Origin of the sequence: Kitasatospora sp. NPDC093102, assembly GCF_040683915.1 — a bacterium.
GTDB lineage: Bacteria > Actinomycetota > Actinomycetes > Streptomycetales > Streptomycetaceae > Kitasatospora.
On record NZ_JBFBFA010000004.1, the window covers coordinates 326475 to 339939 of the forward strand.

Genomic DNA, 13465 nt, shown 5'->3' on the forward strand with positions numbered 1-13465 from the left:
GACGTGGTCAGCCGCCGGCGGGGGCTTGGGTCGGCCGCGCCCCCGCTGGCGCGGCGACCTGCCCGGACCTCCTCGGGCAGCGCCGCCCCGACAACATTTCCCTGCCATTTCGAAATGGAGACCTGATTCCCGTGGAAGAAATGGCTCCGACGAAACTTCGCGGCCATTCCATCGTGTTCGCGCCGAGAATTCAGGAGCTTCTGGACAGGGACGAGAAGGTGTTCCGGATCGACCCGGCCAAGGTCGGTGTCGCGGACTCCCGGCTGATGGCCGAAATCGTCGCCGCACGCCCCGTTCTTTCCAGCGAGCGTTCGGTCTACAAACCCGCCGCCGGCTCCGACATCCCCCACGACAGCGCGACCAGGACCATCCGCGCACTGGGGCGGGACGCCATGGCGGGCATCCGGAAGCCACCGCCCCCGGCCCGCGGGATGGCCGGCCCCTGGCCCTACGCCGGCACCTCCTACCTGCGCCGCTGGCTGTTCTCCACCGACCCGCTGCCGGTCTCCCTGCTGTCGAAGCGCGGTGTCACCCGCTCCGACACCCTCTCCCGGCTCGTCGACCGCGCCGTCACCCGCTGGCCCGGCTCCGCCGGCCAGGACGGGTGCACCGCACTGGCCGGGCTGATCCGCGGCGCCGACGACCCGGTGGAGCGCAAGCAGGCCATCGCGATGTACCGGCGGGCGACGGCCACCCTCTGCGACGGCGTGGCCGCACTGACCGGCAACGCCCTGTGGCTCATGGGACCGGAGCGGGACCGGCCGGAGAACCGCGCGAACCTCACCGCGGTCCTCTGGGAGACGCTGCGGCTGCTCCCGCCCGCCTGGATGCTGTACCGCAACGGCGGCGCGGCGTACACCGGACTGCACCCCGAGATCCGGCCCGAGGACGACGTCGCGCTGTTCCCGCTGCTGATGCACCGCCACCCCGACTACTGGTCCGACCCGCTGGAGTTCCGCCCCGAGCGCTGGGACGGCGTCGTGGACCCGGAGAAGGCGCCCGCGTTCATGCCGTTCGGTTTCGACGGCGCCCGCTGCTGGGCCAAGCACCTGGTCGTACCGCTGGCCGAACGCCTGCTGACCGTCGCCCTGGACAGCCGGCTGGTCGTCCGCAGCCCGCAGCAGGAGGCACAGGTGCCGCTGCGCTCCCTGCTCTCCGTACGGTTCGCGGCACAGGTCGGCACCTGACGCCTCGGCACCCCGGAACACCCCTGACACCACGGGACACACCATGGAATCGCCCACACTGGCCGACTGGGTCGGCGACGTCCGGAGCTTCACCGGCCGCCAGTGGCAGCGCGAGCCCGCGCTCTTCACCCCGGAGGCCCTCGCCCCGCCGTTCGACCTCGACGAGCTGGACGCCGCCTTCGACGGCGGCCTGCTGCGCACTCCCTACCTGGAGATGGTCCGCTCCGACAAGGTCACCGTCCCGCCCGAGTCCTTCACCACCTCGCGCGTGGTCAACGGCACGACGCACCACGGCTTCGCGGACCGCGCGAAGGTGCTCGCCCTGCTGCGCCGCGGGGCGACACTGCTGCTGCGCTGCGTCGACCAGTGGCACCGCCCGACCGGCGAGCTGGTGGCCCGGCTGTCCGAGGAACTGGACCGGCGGGTGGAGGCCTTCTTCTTCGTCACCCCGGCCGGCGGCCAGGGCCTCGCGGTGCACCGCGACGACGCCGACGTGTTCGTCCTCCAGGCCGCCGGGCGCAAGACCTGGTACGTCCACGACGCACCGGCGGCGGCGGACTGGCGGCTCGGCGAACTCCCGGACGACGAGCGCTCCCCGCTGCGGCTGCACGGCGTCCTCGAACCCGGTGGCGTGCTCTACGTCCCGCGCGGCTTCGCGCACCGCGCGGTCGGTGCCGGGGGCCTGTCCGCCCACCTGTCGCTGACCGTCCGCGACCTCTCCGTCCAGGACCTGCGTGGAGCCCTCGAACGGCAGTTGACCGAAGGCCTCGACCTGCCCGCGCGCCCGCTCGGCGAGGCCGCGATCAGCGACGCCTGCGCCGCCCTGCTCGACCACGCCCGGGCCCTGCTCGCCGCGCTCGGGCGGGAAGACCTCCTGCGCGCCGCCCGGGCCGACCGGGTCGGCCCGCCGATCGCCCCTGCCCCGCCGGAGACCCTCGCCGAGGCGGCCAGGTCGTGGGAGTCCGGTGCGCCCGTCGCCGGACGCTCCGGGCAGTCCTCCCTCGGCCGCACCTGGCGCAGGCTGCGCGGCGCGGCGCGCGTCGGGGCCTGACGGACCATCGGGATCGGAATCGTCACAACGCGCCACAAATCCTGGCCGGAGGAGCTGGCCGCCCGGCACGGGGCGTCGGTCGAGCGGATCGACGAGCGCACCTTCACCGAGCAGGTCCGGGCGGCCGAGAAGCGGGCGGAGGAACGGACGGAGGAGCAGACGGACCAGGGCTCCTGAGCCCACGCGGGACGGGCGGGCGGGGTGTGCGCCCGCCCCACCCGCCCGCCCGCGCGGGCCCCGCCGCCGTCACTCCGCCCGCAGCGCGTCCACCGTCCGCGCCCGCGCCGCCCGTACGGCCGGGAGCAGCGCGCCGAGCAGGGCGATCAGCACGCCGCCGACGCCGAGCAGGACCAGCACCGGGGTGCCGAAGACGTCCAGCGCGGAGGCCGGGAAGTTCAGCCCGGCGCTGTGGCCCATCGCGGGCACCGTCAGGCCGTGCAGCAGCAGGCCCGCCGGCAGGCCGATCACGCCGCCGACGGCCCCGACCAGGAGCACCGAGGCGAGCACCACGCCCACGGTCTGCGCGGGGGTCATGCCGAGCGCCTTGGTGACGCCCATGTCCCGGGTGCGCTCGCGGATCTCCAGGACGACGGTGTTGAACACCCCGAGCCCGGCGACCACGAGCAGCAGCACGGTCAGGGTGGCGGTGAGCGAGTTCAGCGCGGCGATCGAGCCGCTGGAGCCGTGCGGCCCCCCGGTGTCGGCGGTCATGTGCGCCGGGGCGAGCGCGGCGGTGACGGCGGTGGCGTAGGCGGTGCGGTCGGTGCCCGGCTTCAGCCTGACGGTCCAGAAGTCCGGCCGCGGGGCCGTTCCGGACGGGTAACCGGCGGCGGCGGTGAACAGTTCGTTGGTCCGCATGTGCGGGTCGAAGACCTCGCCGACGATCCGGACGGTGACCGCCCGGCCGTGGGTCGTGAAGGTCACCTGGTCACCGAGCCCGACCGAGGCCTCGGTCAGGAAGGTCGCCGGGGCGACGGCCTCGCCCGGGCCCTGGTACCAGCGCCCGGTGACCATCCGGTAGCCCGCCCAGGAGGAGTCGCCGTCGAAGGCGGTCACGGTGGTGCTGCCCGCCACCCCGGGGACGGTGACGTCCTCGGTGCCCACGCCGAAGTACGCGGCGGTGCCCGGCTGGGCATCCAACGCGGCGGTGACGACGGCCCGGTCGGCCGGGACGGGCCGGGCCACCGGCATCGCGCCGGGCGGGCCGCCGGGACGCGTCGGGTGCACCGCGACGTCCCCGGCGTCGCGGGTCTTCGCCTCCTGCACCCAGCTCATCGTCCCGCCCATGCCCACCGCGAAGACCGCGGCCGCCGTGCCGAACAGCACCGCCGCGAGCATCCCGGCCGCACGGGCCGGACGGGCGAAGGGCTGGGCGAGGCCGAGGCTCAGCGGCCGGGGCAGCGGCAGCCGGGCGGCCAGCGCCGCCGCGCGGCGGGCGACCGCGTCGCGTCGGCCGGCGCCCGCCGTACGGCCGACGGCGAGCGCGTCCACGGTGCGCAGCCGGCCGGCCCGGGCGGCTGCGGCCCAGGCGACCAGCGCGACGGCGGTCAGGGTGCCGCCGGCCACCGCGACGTCCACCCAGGGGGCGAGGCCGGAGGTGTTGGTGCCGTAGAGCGAGCCGGTGGCGGCGAGCACCGGGATGGTCAGCGCGTTGCCGGCGACGACCCCGAGCAGGGTGCCGGCGGTGGCCGGGATCAGCGCCTGGGCGACGTACGCCCGCACCACCTGGGCGGGGGTGCAGCCGAGCGCCTTGAGCACGCCGATCCGCCGGGTGGCGGTGCCGACCGCGCCGGCCACCACGTTCCCCGCCACCAGCACCGCCATCGCCATGCCGAGCAGGCCGAAGGCGACCATGAAGGGCAGGAACAGCGCGGTGTTGCGGTCCGAGCCCTGTTTGGCGGTGAGCCAGGACTGGGCTCCGGTGAGCGACCCGCCGGGGGTGGCGGCCGCGACGGCGGCCCGGTCGGTGTCCATCGCGGCGGTGCTGCCGGCGTCGGCGAACCGGTAGAGCATCTCGTAGCCGGGGGTGCTGCCGGGCGCCGTCAGCGCGGTGAGGGCGTCGGGCGTCACCCAGGCGTCGGCGGTGCGGCTGACGGACCGGGCGACGCCGACGACGGTGAGTGTCGGCGCGCCCGGCAGGGCGGGCAGGCGCAGCGTTCCGCCGATCTCCCCGACCGGGCTGCCGTACGCGGCGGCCAGCACCACCTCGCCCGGCCTGTTCGGCCAACTTCCGTGCAGCAGCTCGACGTTGTCGACTCCTCCAGCGGGATCGGCGCGGCCGGCCACCGTCATCGGTTCCATCGTCGCCCCGACCGGGACGTTCGCCCCGGGGCCCGGCTCGGGGTCGACGGTGACGGTGCGGAAGGGGCCCGCGGCGGCCGTCACCCCGGGGACGTGCGCGGTGGCGGCGATCTGCTCGGCGCTCGCCCGGGCGCCGTCGAAGCGCGCGGTGAGGTGGGCCCCGTGCTGGCCGTCGAAGGCCTGGTCGAAGGGGTCCTGGGAGGCGACCAGCAGTGAGCCGCCGAGGACGGAGCAGGTGGTGGCCACCATCGCGGCCAGTCCGACCGCGACGGACTGCGTCCGACGCCTGCGCACCCCTGCCCGCACCACCCTCCCGAGCGCGGTCATGCCGCCACCGCCGAGTCCGCCTCGACCCGGCCGTCCCGCATCCGGACCGTGCGGGTGGCGCAGTCCTCGGCCAGCGTCAGGTCGTGGGTGACGATCAGGATGGTCTGCCCGTCCTCGTGCAGTTCGCGGAACAGCTCCTTGACGTCCTCGCCGGAGGCGGAGTCCAGCGCACCGGTCGGTTCGTCCGCCAGCAGCAGCGCCGGCCGGTTCATCAACGCCCGTGCCACCGCGACGCGTTGGCGCTCGCCGCCGGAGAGCCGGCCCGGGTGGGCGCGGGCGTGCCGGTCGATGCCGAGCGACTCCAGCAGCTCGCCGGCCCGGCGCCGGGCCTCGGCGCGCGGGACGCCGGCCAGTTCGCCGGCCAGCACCACGTTGTCGGCCACGGAGAGGTCGTCCAGCAGATTGAAGAACTGGAACACCATGCCGATGGTGCCGCGACGGTAGCGGGCCGAGGCCGCCTCGCCGAGCCGGTCCACCCGCACCCCGGCGACGGTGACCGTCCCGGCGCTCGGCCGGTCGAGCCCGGCGACCAGGTTCAGCAGGGTGGACTTCCCGCTGCCGGAGGGGCCGAGCACGGCCACCGACTCCCCCGCCCGCACGCTCAGCGTGACCCCGTCCAGCGCCGCCCGGGCACCCTCGTAGCGGCGGCTCACCCCGCTCAGTTCGATCACCGGTTCGCTGCTCATGACCCCACTCCTCGCCGTTTCCTGCCTGGTGACGAGGACGAAGGTACGAACGGGCGGCCCGCTCCCGCGTCCGCCGCCCGCGGCACCTTCCGTACCGCGTCGGGCGGACGGCCGCCGACGTCATCCTTCCGATGTAGTCGCCGGGTGTACCGGCTGCCCGCCACCCGCGGGGCTGTCCCGAGGGGCTCCCGGCCCCCACAATGTCCCGGTGATCAACCATCCGACGGTGCACCGGCTGCGCGCGGCAACGGCCCGGCTGAGCGGCGGCCCGGGCGCGGCTCCCCCACCCCGGCCGACCCGGCGCGGCCGGGCCTTCGACGCGGCCCTCGCCCTGTTCCTCGCCCTCACCAGTGGGCGCTACGCCACCATCGCGGGCGGCCCGCACGAAACGACCATGTCCTGGCTGCTGCTGGTGGTGCCGCTCGTTCCGCTGCCGCTGGTGCTGCGCCGCCGCTTCCCCCTGGCGGTGCTGTGGACGGTGCTGCCGGGCGCCCTGCTGGTCCGGCACCAGTCGGAGGACATCGCGTACTCGGCGGGCGTGACGGTGATGGTCGCCGCGTACAGCGCGGCCGCGTACGGGCGCCGCGGGACGGCCCTGCTGCTGAGCCTGCCGGCCGCGACCGTCGCGCTCGTGGTGCTCTTCGCCGCGGCCAAGCTGCCGCACTTCCCCAACGGGGTGATCGCCGTCCTGGTCATGGTGCCGGTGTTCGCGGTCGCGTACGAACTGCGGATGTGGCGCCGCCGGGTGGAGGAGGGGCGGGAGCGGCTCTCGGCCCTGGAGCGCGAGCAGCTGGCCGCGCTGGAGCGCGCGGTCGAGCTGGAACGGGCGCGCATCGCCCGGGAGTTGCACGATGTGGTCACCCACAACGTGAGCATGATGACGATCCAGGCCGGGGCCGCCCGCAAGATCCTGGACACCGCCCCGGACAAGGCCCGTACGGCGATGGCCGCGGTGGAGTCCGGCGGCCGCGCGGCGATGACCGAACTTCGGCACGTGATGGGCCTGTTGACCATCGACTCGGAGACCGGCGACGCCCCGGCCACCGAGGCCGGCCTCAGTCCGCAGCCGGGCCTCGGCCGTCTGGACGCGCTGGTCCAGGGCGTCCGCCAGGCCGGGCTGCCGGTCGAGCTGAGCGTCCGCGGCGAGCGCCGGCCCGTCCCGCCCGGGGTCGAACTGGCCGCCTACCGGGTCGTCCAGGAGGCGCTCACCAACACCGTCAAGCACGCGGGCGGCGCGGACGCCGCGGTCACCGTCGAGTACGCCCCCGGGCAGCTGCGGGTGGAGGTCACCGACACCGGTGGCCGCCCCACCGGCGCCGCCGCGACCGGCAACGGACGCGGCCTGCTCGGCCTGCGCGAACGCCTCGCCGTCTACGGCGGCACCCTGAACACCGGCCCCCGGCCGCGCGGCGGCTACCGCGTCACGGCCCTGATCCCCCTGGAGATTTCATGAGCGAGCAGCCGCTGCGGGTGGTGGTCGCCGACGACCAGGCCCTGGTCCGCACCGGGTTCCGGCTGATCCTGGAGTCGGAGGGCATCGAGGTGGTGGCGGAGGCCGAGGACGGCGAGCAGGCCGTCGCCGCCGTCCGGCGCAGCAGGCCGGACGTGGTGCTGATGGACATCCGGATGCCCGGCCTGGACGGGCTGGAGGCCGCCCGCCGGATCCTGGCGGACCGCGTGCAGGAGCCGCCGCGGATCATCATGCTGACCACCTTCGACCTCGACCACTACGTCTACGCGGCGATGGCCGCCGGGGCCAGCGGCTTCCTGCTGAAGGACGTCACCCCGGAGCACCTGGCCGCCGCCGTCCGGCTGGTCCGCACCGGGGACGCGCTGCTCGCCCCCGCGATCACCCGTCGGCTGGTCGAGCGCTTCGCCCGCCCGGACGACCCGGCCGCCGCCGTCGCCCCGCACCGGGAGCTGGGCACCCTCACCCCGCGTGAGCTGGAGGTGATGGCGCTGCTCGCCCGCGGCCTCAGCAACGCCGAACTCGCCGCCCGGCTGCGGCTGTCCGAGGCGACGGTGAAGACGCACGTGGCCCGGATCCTCGGCAAGCTGGGCCTGCGGGACCGGGCCCAGGTGGTGGTCGCGGCGTACGAGACCGGGCTGGTCAGCGTGGGGTCGGTACCCGACCCGGCCGCGGGCCGGTGATGCGCGGCGGGAGCCCCGGGGCCGGCCCCGGGGCTCCCGCCGAGCCATCCGCGGGTGCGGATCAGACGAGGTCGAAGCGGTCCGCGTTCATGACCTTCACCCAGGCCGCGACGAAGTCCTCCACGAACTTCTCTTTGGCGTCGTCGGCCGCGTACACCTCGGCGACGGCCCGCAGTTCGGAGTTCGAGCCGAACACCAGGTCGGCGCGGGTGCCGGTCCACTTGACCTTGCCGGAGCCGTCACGCCCCTCAAAGGTGTGCGCGTCCTCCGAGGTGGACTTCCAACTGGTGTCCAGGTCCAGCAGGTTGACGAAGAAGTCGTTCGTCAGCACGCCCGGCGTCTCGGTGAACACGCCGTGCGCGGACTGCTGGTGGTTGGCGCCCAGCACGCGCAGACCGCCGACCAGCACGGTCATCTCGGGCGCGCTGAGGCCCAGCAGGTTCGCCTTGTCCACCAGCAGGTACTCGGCCTGCAGCCCGTTGCCCTTGCCGACCCAGTTGCGGAAGCCGTCGGCCCTGGGCTCCAGTGCGGCGAAGGACTCGGTGTCGGTCAGCTCCTGGGGCGCGTCCACCCGGCCGGGCGCGAACGGCACCTCGACGGCCAGGCCCGCGGCCTTGGCCGCCTGCTCGATGCCGACGCCGCCGGCCAGCACTACGAGGTCCGCCAGCGAGACCTGCTTGCCGCCGGCCTGCGCGTTGAACTCCTGCTGCACGCCCTCCAGCGCCCGCAGCACCCTGGCCAGCCGGTCGGGCTCGTTGACCTCCCAGCCGGCCTGCGGCTGCAGCCGGATCCGGCCGCCGTTGGCGCCGCCGCGCTTGTCGCTGCTGCGGAAGGAGGAGGCCGCCGCCCAAGCGGTGGAGACCAGCTCGGAGACCGAGAGGCCGGTGGCGGTGATCCGCCGCTTGAGGTCGGCGACGTCCGCGGCCTCGACGGTCCCGTACGAGACCGACGGCATCGGGTCCTGCCAGAGCAGCTGCTCGCTCGGGACCTCCGGGCCGAGGTAGCGCACGACCGGGCCCATGTCGCGGTGGGTCAGCTTGAACCACGCGCGGGCGAAGGCGTCGGCGAACTCGGCCGGGTTCTCCATGAAGCGCCGGGAGATCGGCCCGTAGACCGGGTCGAAGCGCAGCGACAGGTCGGTGGTGAGCATGTTCGGGGCGTGCCGCTTGTTCCGGTCGTGCGCGTCCGGGACGGTGCCCTTGCCGGCGCCGTCCTTGGGCTTGTACTGCCAGGCGCCGGCCGGGCTCTTGGTGAGCTCCCACTCGTAGCCGAACAGCGTCTCGAAGAAGCTGTTGTCCCAGGTGGTCGGGGTGGCCGTCCAGGTGACCTCCAGACCACTGGTGATCGCGTCGGCGCCCACACCGGTGCGGAAGCTGCTCTTCCAGCCGAGGCCCTGCTGCTCCATCGGCGCGTCCTCGGGGTCCGGGCCTACGCTGTCCGCCGGGCCGGCGCCGTGGGTCTTGCCGAAGGTGTGGCCGCCGGCGATCAGCGCGACGGTCTCCTCGTCGTTCATCGCCATCCGGTAGAAGGTCTCGCGGATGTCTCGGGCGGCGGCGATCGGGTCCGGGTTGCCGTTGGGGCCCTCGGGGTTGACGTAGATCAGCCCCATCTGGACGGCGGCCAGCGGGTTCTCCAGCTCGCGGTCGCCGGTGTAGCGCTCGTCGCCGAGCCAGGTGGTCTCGGGGCCCCAGTAGACGTCCTCGTCCGGCTCCCACTCGTCGACGCGGCCGCCGCCGAAGCCGAAGGTCTCGAAGCCCATGCCCTCCAGGGCCACGTTGCCGGACAGGACGATCAGGTCGGCCCAGGACAGGGCGCGCCCGTACTTCTTCTTCACCGGCCACAGCAGGCGGCGGGCCTTGTCCAGACTGGCGTTGTCGGGCCAGCTGTTCAGCGGGGCGAAGCGCTGCTGGCCGCCGCCGGCGCCACCGCGGCCGTCACGGATCCGGTAGGTGCCGGCGCTGTGCCACGCCATCCGGATGATGAACGGACCGTAGTAGCCGAAGTCGGCCGGCCACCAGTCGTGCGAGGTGGAGAGCGCCTCCTGGATGTCACGCTTGACGGTCGGGAGGTCGAGCGCGCTGAAGGCCGCGGCGTAGTCGAAGTCGCCTCCGAGCGGGTTGGCCACGGCGGGGTTCTTGGCGAGGATCTTGAGGTTCAGCCGTTCCGGCCACCACTGGCGGTTTCCGCCGCCCTGGGTGGGGTGCGGCGCGCGCCCGTGGTTCACCGGGCAGCCCTCCGCCTTCGCCTCTACGCCGGTTGCATCGTGGATGTCAGACATGGGAATCCTTCCCTCACAAGGCGGATCACGGTGTCTTCTCTGCTACCTACGGCACCTACTGCTGCTGTCTGGTCCTAGCGCGCCACGTGTTGTCATTGCTCGCCACTGCGTACGGCAGCGACGGGAGTCACGTGCTGCTGCTACCCAGGCTAGCGCCGGAGCCGATCCTACGATGGACGGAATCCAAGTCAAGAAAGACACCAAGGCCATATCCGATCGGGATCCGGAGGGCGCCGGAGGTGAATTGGTAAACTCCGATCCTCCCCTTGACCTGAATAGGTGAACCGATATGAGTGACCTGCTGGAGCGGCTGCGCGGGCGCGGCTGGCGCCTCACGTCCCAGCGGCGTGTCGTGGCCGAGGTCCTGGACGGCGAGCACGTGCACCTGACCGCCGACGAGGTGCACGCCCGGGCGGCGGAGCGCCTTCCGGAGATCTCCCGGGCGACGGTCTACAACACCCTCGGCGAACTGGTCACCCTGGGCGAGGTGGTCGAGGTGTCCACCGACGGGCGCGCCAAGCGTTACGACCCCAATGCGCACCGCCCGCACCAGCACCTGATCTGCACCGGCTGCGGCGCCATTCGCGACGTCCACCCGCGGGGCAACCCGCTGGCCGACCTCCCGGCCGAGCAGCGCTTCGGGTTCGCCGTGTCGCAGGCGGAGGTCACCTACCGGGGGCTGTGCCCGGACTGCACGGGCTGATCGCTGCGGCGGCCGGCCCGGGACCAGGGCAGGACCGGGCGGGTCGCTCGGCAGCCGACGGATTACTCTCCCGGTCGCGGCCGCCACGTTTCGGGGGCCGCGCCACGTGGTCGCGGGCCCGACTCCGTCGGCGGGCGGCAGCGGCTGGTATGCCGTGATGATTGAGGTATGTGGGTACAGGCGGATCACGAACCGGATGACGCCCGCCACCGGGAGTTCGGGGTCGCATCGCTGCACGTCGCGGTGCCCTCCGCGGCTGCCGGACTCCCGCCGCCGTTCGTGGGGCCGCGGCGGTCCGCTTGGCCCGCCCGTGCCCGGCCGGTCCACCGCGGCCTCCCGTTCGACCGGGCACGCCGCCACCGGAGCACGCGGTGAGGCTCCCGGGCCGCGGCGGGGCCGACCGGCACCGTGTGACCGAACCAGGCGGGACGGAGCCGCAGGTGCCCGCCCCGCCGGCATGGATACGCTGGCTGCCGGCCATCTATGTCGCGGTCATCCTCGCGCTGGAACCGATCACTCCCGTGCAGTGGCCGGTGAGTTTTCTGCTCATCGCCCTGCCCGTCGTCGCCGCCTACGCCCATGGTCCCGCCTTCGTCGTCGCCATCACGGTCTTCGCCGTGCTCTTCGAAGGCGTCCTGGCGGGCACTCCGTGCTGTGCGGGCCGCGCCGTGGGTTACCTGTGGGACCGCCACTACGTCGCCACCTACTTCTCCACGGCACTGGTCGGGGTGCTGGGCGCCCTTCTGGCCGCCCACCGAACGCGCCGGGAACGCACCCTGGCCACCGTGCGCTCGGTGGCCGAGACGGCGCAGCGCGTGCTGCTGCGTCCGGTCCCCCACCTCCTGGGCCGCATCAGCATCGAAACCCTGTACCTGTCGGCGGCTGCGGAGGCCCGGATCGGCGGCGACCTCTTCGAGGCGATGAGCACCGCGCACGGTGTGCGCCTGCTGATCGGCGACGTCCGGGGCAAGGGCCTGCTCGCGGTGGAGACGGCCGCGGCGATGCTGGCCGCCTTCCGCGAGGCCGCCTACGACGAGCCCGATCTGCCCGCGATAGCGCGCAGATTGGAGCGGAGCATGAGCCGCCGAGCCGCCCAGCTCCCCGGCAGCGAGGAACGCTTCATCACCACGGTGCTCGCCGAGATTCCCGGCGACGAGCCCGTGGTCCGCATCGTCAACTGCGGCCACCCCCCGCCCCTGCTCATCGACCGGGGCCGGGTCAGCGAACTGGCCCCGCGTGATCCGTCACCGCCTCTCAACCTCGGTGTGCTGCTCGGCGGCGACTACCACGTCGACGTGGAGCCCTTCCGGCCGGGCGACCAACTGCTGCTGTACACCGACGGCGTGACCGAGACCCGCGACCGCACCGGGGCCTTCTACCCGCTCGCCCGGCGGGTCCGTGACTGGACCGCCCTGCCGCCACGCGAGCTTTTGAACCGCCTGCACCAGGACCTGATCGCGTACAGCGACGCCGCCCTCGACGACGACATCGCCGTGCTTGTCGCGCAGCGGCTCCCCGGCAGGGAGGAGCCGGCCCACTCGCCGGGCCCGCCCGGGATGAGCTGAAGGGCAGGCTCGGTGTCAGCGACTGCGGCGGCGGCAGGGCGGTACGGCGGCGCTGACGCGAACCGATCACACGGGCTCCGTCAGCACCGCCCTCGCTACCTGCCCCAGATCGTCCGGTACGCCTGGCGGTAGCCCGGCGGGTCCCAGGAGGTTGCTCCGCCGCTGTTGGCGGCGGTGGTGATGTGGGCCGGGGAGACGTAGCCGCTGGCGGGCTGGTGGGAGAAGGCGCGGTTGAACTCGTCGACGATCTGCCAGCCCTGCGCGGTGAGGGGCTCGGGGACGGTGGCGGCCTGGAACTGTCTGCTGTCGATGCGCTGGAAGGCCGAGGGGTCGCCGTCGCCCGCGCCGATGTTGTACGGGGCGCCGTCGCCGGGCCTGCCGGCCGCGCGCAGGGCGGGCGCGGCGTCGGCGAAGTACAGGTCGTTGATGGCGACGGAGTGCGTCCACTGGCCCTGGAAGCGGGCGAGGAGGGCGGAGACCTCCTGAGGGGTGCGGACGGTCGCGTCCGGGATGGGGATGTTCGCGGAGGCCAGGAGTCTCACGCCGGGGCAGGTGGCGAGTTCGCCCTTGATCAGCTGGGACTTGTTCTTGGCGAACGGGATCGAGTCGTCGGTGAAGACGACGACTCCGGCGTTGCCGTCGGACTCCGCGATGACCCAGTCCGCGCTGAGCCGCGCGACCTCCCCGACCCTGGTGGTGACGTTGCTGAAGAGCGGGGGGTTCGTGCTCGGCCCGGGAGCCTCGACCGCGTGCCATCCGACGAGCGGGATGTGGGCCGTGCCGGCCTGCGCGACCTGTTGCGAGGTCAGGCCCGGGTCGAAGCCACCGATGACGATGCCCGAGGGTCGGAGGTTCACCGCCTGGCCGAGCGCCGCCTGGATGCCGGCGGGCGTGCCCTGTCCGTCGATCACCCGGACGCTCCAGCCGATGACCGCCGCGGCTTCGATGACGCCCCTGGCGACGCCCGCCACGCCGGGGTTGGTCATGGTCTGGGCGACGAAGGCGATGGTCCTGCCGGGAGCCGCCCTGGGGCCGCTGGTGGGGCCGGTCCAGGGGGTGTCGACCTGCTCGGCCTGCTGGACGTCCGCCTTCGCCCTGGTGAGGGTGGCCGCCGGGCAGCCGGCGCTCGACGGCCCTGCGACGGGGGCCCCGGTCCCGGTCGACACGCCGCGCTGGCAGCCGTCCAGCGCGGTGCCCGCCGTTGCCAGCATGACCG

General features: G+C 73.9%; 10 protein-coding genes. 6 read left to right on the forward strand and 4 right to left on the reverse strand.

The features are described 5' to 3' along the window. Positions 1-140 precede the first annotated feature (140 nt). On the forward strand, positions 141-1187 hold the full coding sequence (locus AB0O11_RS09130) for a cytochrome P450 (RefSeq protein ID WP_363383494.1): 1047 nt from the start codon (positions 141-143) through the stop codon (positions 1185-1187). Positions 1188-1230: 43 nt separating this feature from the next. Next, positions 1231-2238 carry a cupin domain-containing protein gene (locus AB0O11_RS09135; RefSeq protein WP_363383496.1) on the forward strand — a complete coding sequence of 336 codons (1008 nt, stop codon included), beginning with the start codon at positions 1231-1233 and terminating at the stop codon, positions 2236-2238. 246 nt (positions 2239-2484) lie between these two features. Here AB0O11_RS09135 and AB0O11_RS09140 read toward each other — a convergent pair whose 3' ends face one another. Both AB0O11_RS09140 and AB0O11_RS09145 read right to left on the reverse strand, forming a co-directional pair. Further along, a complete protein-coding gene (locus AB0O11_RS09140) occupies positions 2485-4866 on the reverse strand; it encodes an FtsX-like permease family protein (protein ID WP_363383498.1) in 2382 nt (793 codons plus the stop codon). Next, a complete protein-coding gene (locus AB0O11_RS09145) occupies positions 4863-5552 on the reverse strand; it encodes an ABC transporter ATP-binding protein (protein WP_363383500.1) in 690 nt (229 codons plus the stop codon). Before AB0O11_RS09145 ends, AB0O11_RS09140 begins: the two co-directional genes overlap by 4 nt. 208 nt (positions 5553-5760) lie before the next feature. Between AB0O11_RS09145 and AB0O11_RS09150 the strand changes: the two genes are divergently transcribed. Together AB0O11_RS09150 and AB0O11_RS09155 are read left to right on the forward strand one after the other, a co-directional pair. Next, positions 5761-7005, forward strand: a complete 1245-nt coding sequence (locus tag AB0O11_RS09150) for a sensor histidine kinase (protein ID WP_363383501.1) — start codon at positions 5761-5763, stop codon at positions 7003-7005. Beyond that, the gene (locus tag AB0O11_RS09155; protein WP_363383503.1) at positions 7002-7703 is read left to right on the forward strand and encodes a response regulator transcription factor; all 702 of its coding nucleotides are present in this window, start codon (positions 7002-7004) and stop codon (positions 7701-7703) included. Before AB0O11_RS09150 ends, AB0O11_RS09155 begins: the two co-directional genes overlap by 4 nt. A gap of 61 nt (positions 7704-7764) precedes the next feature. Here AB0O11_RS09155 and katG read toward each other — a convergent pair whose 3' ends face one another. Beyond that, the gene (gene katG / locus AB0O11_RS09160; protein ID WP_363383505.1) at positions 7765-9981 is read right to left on the reverse strand and encodes a catalase/peroxidase HPI; all 2217 of its coding nucleotides are present in this window, start codon (positions 9979-9981) and stop codon (positions 7765-7767) included. A 289-nt stretch (positions 9982-10270) separates the two neighbouring features. Between katG and AB0O11_RS09165 the strand changes: the two genes are divergently transcribed. Both AB0O11_RS09165 and AB0O11_RS09170 read left to right on the forward strand, forming a co-directional pair. Continuing rightward, the gene (locus AB0O11_RS09165) at positions 10271-10684 is read left to right on the forward strand and encodes a Fur family transcriptional regulator (RefSeq protein ID WP_363383507.1); all 414 of its coding nucleotides are present in this window, start codon (positions 10271-10273) and stop codon (positions 10682-10684) included. Positions 10685-11124: 440 nt separating this feature from the next. Further along, positions 11125-12249, forward strand: coding sequence for a PP2C family protein-serine/threonine phosphatase (locus AB0O11_RS09170; RefSeq protein WP_363383509.1), 1125 nt, complete (start codon positions 11125-11127; stop codon positions 12247-12249). Positions 12250-12344: 95 nt separating this feature from the next. On the opposite strand, the gene AB0O11_RS09175 is transcribed toward AB0O11_RS09170, so the two are convergent. Then, positions 12345-13460 carry a substrate-binding domain-containing protein gene (locus AB0O11_RS09175; protein WP_363383572.1) on the reverse strand — a complete coding sequence of 372 codons (1116 nt, stop codon included), beginning with the start codon at positions 13458-13460 and terminating at the stop codon, positions 12345-12347. Between the last annotated feature and the right edge of the window lie 5 nt (positions 13461-13465).

Excerpts from the sequence above, each read along its gene's own strand:
- AB0O11_RS09130 (WP_363383494.1), top strand. The coding sequence starts at position 141 with ATGGCTCCGACGAAACTTCGCGGCCATTCCATCGTGTTCGCGCCGAGA.
- AB0O11_RS09135 (WP_363383496.1), top strand. The coding sequence starts at position 1,231 with ATGGAATCGCCCACACTGGCCGACTGGGTCGGCGACGTCCGGAGCTTC.
- AB0O11_RS09140 (WP_363383498.1), bottom strand. The coding sequence starts at position 4,866 with ATGACCGCGCTCGGGAGGGTGGTGCGGGCAGGGGTGCGCAGGCGTCGG.
- AB0O11_RS09145 (WP_363383500.1), bottom strand. The coding sequence starts at position 5,552 with ATGAGCAGCGAACCGGTGATCGAACTGAGCGGGGTGAGCCGCCGCTAC.
- AB0O11_RS09155 (WP_363383503.1), top strand. The coding sequence starts at position 7,002 with ATGAGCGAGCAGCCGCTGCGGGTGGTGGTCGCCGACGACCAGGCCCTG.
- katG (WP_363383505.1), bottom strand. The coding sequence starts at position 9,981 with ATGTCTGACATCCACGATGCAACCGGCGTAGAGGCGAAGGCGGAGGGC.
- AB0O11_RS09165 (WP_363383507.1), top strand. The coding sequence starts at position 10,271 with ATGAGTGACCTGCTGGAGCGGCTGCGCGGGCGCGGCTGGCGCCTCACG.
- AB0O11_RS09175 (WP_363383572.1), bottom strand. The coding sequence starts at position 13,460 with ATGCTGGCAACGGCGGGCACCGCGCTGGACGGCTGCCAGCGCGGCGTG.